General features: G+C 72.6%; 10 protein-coding genes. 1 reads left to right on the top strand and 9 read right to left on the bottom strand.

Features of this window, described 5'->3' with window-relative positions:
* The first annotated feature begins 187 nt into the window (after window positions 1–187).
* Window positions 188–622, top strand: a complete 435-nt coding sequence (locus tag AB0M20_RS24450) for a hypothetical protein (protein WP_364301833.1) — start codon at window positions 188–190, stop codon at window positions 620–622.
* Window positions 623–635: 13 nt separating this feature from the next.
* On the opposite strand, the gene hisF is transcribed toward AB0M20_RS24450, so the two are convergent.
* The 9 genes from hisF to AB0M20_RS24495 form a co-directional block, all read right to left on the bottom strand.
* On the bottom strand, window positions 636–1,397 hold the full coding sequence (gene hisF / locus AB0M20_RS24455) for an imidazole glycerol phosphate synthase subunit HisF (protein ID WP_364301835.1): 762 nt from the start codon (window positions 1,395–1,397) through the stop codon (window positions 636–638).
* Window positions 1,394–1,738: a Rid family hydrolase gene (locus tag AB0M20_RS24460; protein ID WP_364301837.1), complete on the bottom strand. Its 345-nt coding sequence runs from the start codon at window positions 1,736–1,738 to the stop codon at window positions 1,394–1,396. The genes hisF and AB0M20_RS24460 overlap by 4 nt, the downstream gene beginning before the upstream one ends.
* Window positions 1,735–2,460 carry a bifunctional 1-(5-phosphoribosyl)-5-((5-phosphoribosylamino)methylideneamino)imidazole-4-carboxamide isomerase/phosphoribosylanthranilate isomerase PriA gene (gene priA / locus AB0M20_RS24465; RefSeq protein ID WP_364301839.1) on the bottom strand — a complete coding sequence of 242 codons (726 nt, stop codon included), beginning with the start codon at window positions 2,458–2,460 and terminating at the stop codon, window positions 1,735–1,737. Before priA ends, AB0M20_RS24460 begins: the two co-directional genes overlap by 4 nt.
* A 20-nt stretch (window positions 2,461–2,480) precedes the next feature.
* Window positions 2,481–2,798, bottom strand: coding sequence for a hypothetical protein (locus AB0M20_RS24470; protein ID WP_364301841.1), 318 nt, complete (start codon window positions 2,796–2,798; stop codon window positions 2,481–2,483).
* Window positions 2,799–2,801: 3 nt separating this feature from the next.
* Window positions 2,802–3,416, bottom strand: coding sequence for an imidazole glycerol phosphate synthase subunit HisH (gene hisH / locus AB0M20_RS24475; protein ID WP_364301843.1), 615 nt, complete (start codon window positions 3,414–3,416; stop codon window positions 2,802–2,804).
* Window positions 3,416–3,574 (bottom strand): hypothetical protein, encoded by a 159-nt coding sequence (locus AB0M20_RS24480; RefSeq protein ID WP_364301845.1) that lies wholly within the window; start codon window positions 3,572–3,574, stop codon window positions 3,416–3,418. The genes hisH and AB0M20_RS24480 overlap by 1 nt, the downstream gene beginning before the upstream one ends.
* Entirely contained in the window at window positions 3,574–4,185 is a 612-nt protein-coding gene (gene hisB, locus AB0M20_RS24485) for an imidazoleglycerol-phosphate dehydratase HisB (RefSeq protein WP_364301847.1), read from the bottom strand. Before hisB ends, AB0M20_RS24480 begins: the two co-directional genes overlap by 1 nt.
* Window positions 4,182–5,243, bottom strand: a complete 1,062-nt coding sequence (locus AB0M20_RS24490) for a histidinol-phosphate transaminase (RefSeq protein WP_364301849.1) — start codon at window positions 5,241–5,243, stop codon at window positions 4,182–4,184. Before AB0M20_RS24490 ends, hisB begins: the two co-directional genes overlap by 4 nt.
* The coding region (locus tag AB0M20_RS24495) for a histidinol dehydrogenase (RefSeq protein ID WP_364301851.1) at window positions 5,240–5,560 on the bottom strand (321 nt) is incomplete at its 5' end. The genes AB0M20_RS24495 and AB0M20_RS24490, both read right to left, overlap by 4 nt.

Genomic DNA, 5,560 nt, shown 5'->3' on the forward strand with positions numbered 1-5,560 from the left:
GCCCAACTCTTCCTGGCGCTGTTCACGATCCGCCCGGCCCCGGGTCCGGCGCCGGCGCCGGCCGGCTGATCGTTGATCAACTGTCCACCCAGGACCGGGTGATTTGTCCCAGCCCGGGACACAGGTCGGTGATCATCCGGACACAATCGCTTCCCGGCGCGGCCTCCGGCGCGGCATCATTGCGGGCATGGGGGCTGGGGCCGGCGGCTGGCATTGGAACGACGCGTGGATTTTCGTGTCCGCGGTCATCGCCGAGCGCCTCGAGCGCGACCGTGCCCTGCACGCCGCCCTGCCCGTGGTCGGCGCGACGCTGGCGGATCTTCTGGCCGCGGCCGACTTCCTGCACCACAGCGTGCCGAGCCGCGCCGAGCTCGAGGATTCGGTGCGGCGGCTGGCCGGCGCGGGCCTGCTGACCATCGACGACGACATGGTCGAGGTGGCCCCGGCGGGTGAGCAGCTGTGGCGTACGCGCCCCTTCAGTGGCCTGTCGTCGGCAGTGGTGACTTTGCAGACCCAGCTGAATCGATCCAGCACTCCGGGCGACCACGAGTGGACCTTGGACGAGGCCACCTACAACGCCGCCGTCCGCGAATACTCCATGCGCCTGGCCGACGGCCGCTGACGCCGGGGAGACGTCAGCGGACCGGGTTGCCGGAGGTGCGCAGGGCGGTCTTGACCTCGCCGATGCTCAAGTCTCCGAAGTGGAAGACGCTGGCCGCCAGGACCGCGTCGGCGCCCGCCTCGACGGCCGGCGGGAAGTGGTCCACCGTGCCCGCACCGCCGCTCGCGATCACCGGGATGTCCACCACCGCGCGGACCGCGCGGATCAGGTCGAGGTCGAATCCCGCCTTCGTGCCGTCGGCGTCCATCGAGTTGAGCAGGATCTCGCCGGCGCCCAGCTCGGCCACCCGCGCCGCCCACTCGATCGCGTCGAGGCCCGCGCTGCGCCGGCCGCCGTGCGTGGTGACCTCCCAGCCACTGGCCGTCCCCGGCGCGCGGCGCACGTCCAGCGACAGCACGAGCACCTGATTGCCGAAACGTGCCGCGATCTCCGCGATCAGCTCGGGACGGTGGATCGCCGCGGTGTTCACGCCGACCTTGTCGGCACCCGCCCGGAGCAGCACGTCGACGTTGTCCACCGAGCGGACGCCGCCGCCCACCGTCAGCGGGATGAACACCGACTCCGCGGTGCGCCGCACCACGTCCAGCATCGTGCCCCGGTCGTCCGACGACGCGGTCACGTCGAGGAAGGTCAGCTCGTCGGCGCCCGCCGCGTCGTAGGCGGCGGCCAGCTCGACCGGATCGCCGGCGTCGCGCAGGTCGACGAAGTTCACGCCCTTGACGACGCGGCCCGCGTCGACGTCCAGGCAGGGGATCACCCGCACCGCGACGGTCACGTCCCGACCTCCGCTTCCACTTCCACCTCGACCAGCATCGACGGCTCCAGCAGCCCGGCCACGATCACCAGCGTCGCCACCGGCCGCACGTCCGCGAACAGCTCGCCATGCACCCGGGCGACCGGGTCGGCGTGAACCCGGTCGGTGACGAACATCCGGGTACGGACCACGTCCGACCGCTCCGCGCCAAGCCCTACCAGGGCGTTCAGGGCGATCTCGAAGGCCGCCCGCGCCTGGCCGGCGGCGGTGTCGCCGGGAGCGGTGGTGCCGGCCGAGATGACGCGGTTGCCGGAGCGGATCGCCCGCCGGTATCCGTAGAGGTCCTCCCACGGCCCCTTCATGCCGCCGCCAGCGCGTCCAGCGCCTCGCGCACGGTGAACGCGCCCGCGTAGAGCGACTTCCCGGCGATCACGCCCTCGACGCCGACCGGCTCGAGGGTGGCCAGCGCGCGCAGGTCGTCCAGGGTGGACACTCCCCCGCTGGCGATGATCGGGCGGTCGGTCCGGGCGCACACCTCGCGCAGCAGGTCGAGGTTCGGCCCGCGCATCATGCCGTCCTTGGTGATGTCGGTGACCACATACCGCGCCGCGCCGGCCTTGTCGAGCCGCTCCAGCACGTCGTACAGGTCGCCGCCGTCACGGGTCCAGCCACGGGCGGAGAGGGTACGCCCGCGCACGTCCAGCCCTATCGCGACCCGCTCGCCGTACTCGGCCACCACCCGGTCGCACCACTGCGGGTCCTCGAGGGCGGCGGTGCCGATGTTGACCCGGGCCGCACCGGTCGCGAGGGCGCGGGTCAGCGACTCGTCGTCGCGGATGCCGCCGGAGAGCTCCACCTTGACGTCGAGCCGCCCGACGACGTCGGCGAGCAGCGCGGCGTTGGACCCGCGGCCGAACGCGGCGTCCAGGTCGACCAGATGCACCCACTGCGCACCGTCGTTCTGCCAGGCCAGCGCCGCCTCGAGCGGGTCGCCGTACGCGGTCTCCGACCCCGCGGCGCCCTGCACCAGGCGGACGGCCTGGCCGTCGGCCACATCAACGGCGGGCAGCAGCTCGAGCGTCACTTTTCTCTCCAACGAGGTGGTCAGCGGCGGCCGAGGATGACGGCCGTCAGGGCGGGCAGGACGAGCAGGATCACGGCGATCAGCAGCAGGCGCAAACCGATCTCGGGCACCAGGAACCAGACGGCGGACGCGGCGACCAGCGGCACCACGATCAGCCCGGTCTTCTCGGCGCGGGTGAACCGGTGAACCGTCCCGGTGCGGCCGCGGCGGGGTGGCCGCAGCTTACGGATCATGGTGCGGCGACGCTCCCGGCGGGCCACCGTGCGGGCCCGCGCCGCCTTCTCGCGTTCCAGCACGGCGAGACGTTCGGCGCGCCGCCGCGCGCGTTCCTTGGCCACGGCTCAGAGCCCGTTGACCCAGTTACGCAGTAGCGCGTACCCGGCATCGCCGGATTTCTCCGGATGGAACTGGGTGGCCCACAGCGACCCGAGCTCGACCGCGGCCACGAACGGCTCGTCGTGCTCGGCGGTCGTGACCCGGGCCTCGCGCAACGCGTCGAGATCGGAGGCCGCGTACGAGTGGACGAAGTAGAAACGCGCGTCCTGGACGCCGGCCATCAGCCGCGATGAAGGGGGCACCGAAACCGTGTTCCACCCCATGTGCGGGATGCGCGTCGCCGACAGTCGCGTCACCGCACCGGGCAGCAGGCCCAGGCCCTTGGTCTCGACGCCGTGCTCCACACCCGAGTCGAAGAGGATCTGCATGCCGACGCAGATGCCCAGCACCGGACGGCCGGCCGCGACCCGCGACGCGATCACCGGCCCCGCGCCCAGGTCCTCGATGCCGGCCATGCACGCCGCATAGGCGCCCACGCCCGGCACCACGAGACCGTCCGCGTCGGCCGCGGCGGACAGATCGCTGGTCACGGTGACGTCGGCGCCGGTCCGGGCCACCGCCCGCTCGGCCGACCGCAGGTTGCCCGAGCCGTAGTCGAGCACCACCACCGAGGGGGCCATCAGCTGTCCCCCGGCAACATCCAGGCGACGCCGCCGGCCGCGGCCAGCACCGCCAGCGCGGCGACCAGCCCGATGCTGAACTTCGTGGCGCCCTGCTTGACCAGCGACACCACGCCGCCGACCAGGATCCCGGCCAGCGCGAACAGTGCGACGGCCATCAGAGCACGCCCTTGGTGGAGGGCAGCGACCCTGCGGCCCGCGGGTCGATCTCGACGGCCTCGCGCAGCGCCCGGGAGAACGCCTTGAACTGCGCCTCGACCACGTGGTGGGCGTCCGCCTTGCCGCCGTCACGCGCCGCCCGCAGCACGCTGACGTGCAGGGTGAGCCGGGCGGCCAGCCCGAACGACTCGAAGATGTGCCGGGTCATGCTGGTCGGGTAGACCGGCCCGATGTACGGCGCGAGCTCCGGCTCGTCGTGCACCACGTACGGCCGGCCCGACAGATCGACCGCCGCCCGGCACAGCACCTCGTCCATCGGGATCGTGGCCGAGCCGTACCGCCGGATGCCCGCCTTGTCGCCCAGCGCCCGCGCGAACGCCTCGCCCAGCGCCAGCGCCGTGTCCTCCATCGTGTGGTGCGCGTCGATCTCGAGGTCACCCTCGGTGCGCACGGTGAGGTCGAACAGCCCGTGCCTGGCCAGCTGGTTGAGCATGTGGTCGTAGAAGCCGACGCCGGTGGACAGGTCACCCTTGCCGGTGCCGTCGAGGTCGATCTCGACGAGCACCTTGGTCTCGTTGGTGACGCGCTCGATGCGCGCGGTGCGGCTCACTTGTCCTCCAAAGCGGCAAGGAAGGCATCGGTTTCGGACGGCGTCCCGGCGGTCACGCGCAGCCAGGCCGGCAGGCCCACGTCACGCACCAGCACCCCATTGTCCAGCATGTGCTGCCAGGCGATCCGCTGGTCACCGCCGACCTCGAAGAGCACGAAGTTGGCGTCGCTGTCGGCCACCCGCAGGCCGCGCTCGCGCAGCGTCGCGACGATCCGGTCACGCTGCTCCTTGATCGCGTCGACCGTGACGAGCAGAGCGTCACGGTGGGCCAGCGCGGCGCGGGCGGCGGCCTGGGTGAGCGAGGACAGGTGGTACGGCAACCGCACCAGCTGCACCGCGTCGACCACCTCGGGGTGCGCGGCCAGGTAGCCGAGCCGGCCGCCGGCGAACCCGAACGCCTTGCTCATCGTGCGCGTCACGACGAGCCGCTTGTGGGCCGGCAGCAGCGCGAGCGCGGTCGGGGTGCCGGGCCGGGCGAACTCCGCGTACGCCTCGTCGACCACGACCATGCCGCGGGACGCGGACAGGACGGCATCGATCACCGAGGGGTCGAGCGCGGTGCCGGTCGGGTTGTTCGGCGAGCAGAGGAAGACGACGTCCGGCTGGTGCTGCTCGACGTAGGCCACCGCCGCGCCGGGCGTCAGGCCGAAGTCGGGATCGCGCAGCGCACCGATCCAGGCCGTGCCCGTCCCGGCCGCGAGGAGCGGGTGCATCGAGTACGACGGGCCGAACCCCATCGCCGTGCGCCCCGGCCCGGCGAAGGCCTGCAGCAGCTGCTGCTGCACCTCGTTGGACCCGTTCGCCGCCCACACCTGCGCGGTGCCCAGCCCGTGCCCGAGGTAGGCGGCGAGATCGGCGCGCAGTGCGACGGCATCGCGGTCGGGATAGCGGTTGAGGTCGCGCAGCTCGGCCTGCACGGCCTTGCCGATGGCGTCGGCCACCGGCTCGGGCACCGAGTACGAGTTCTCGTTGGTGTTCAGCCGCACCGGCACGTCGAGCTGCGGCGCGCCGTACGGGCTCTTGCCCCGGAGATCGTCACGCAACGGCAGATCGGTCACGGCTGGAACCTCGCCGTCACGGCCTGCCCGTGCGCCGGCAGGTCCTCCGCGTTGGCCAGCGCCACCACGTGCCGCGCGACGTCGCGCAGGGCCGCCTCGTCGTAGTCCACCACGTGGATCCCGCGCAGGAACGACTGCACTGACAGCCCGGACGAGTGCCGCGCGCAGCCGGCGGTGGGCAGCACGTGGTTGGACCCGGCCGCATAGTCACCCAGCGACACCGGGCTGAACGCGCCGACGAAGATCGCCCCGGCATTCCGCACCCGCATGGCCAGCGACCGTGCGTCGCGGGTCTGGATCTCGAGGTGCTCCGCGGC

Origin of the sequence: Actinoplanes sp. NPDC051633 (assembly GCF_040681735.1) — a bacterium.
Taxonomy (GTDB): Bacteria; Actinomycetota; Actinomycetes; order Mycobacteriales; family Micromonosporaceae; genus Actinoplanes.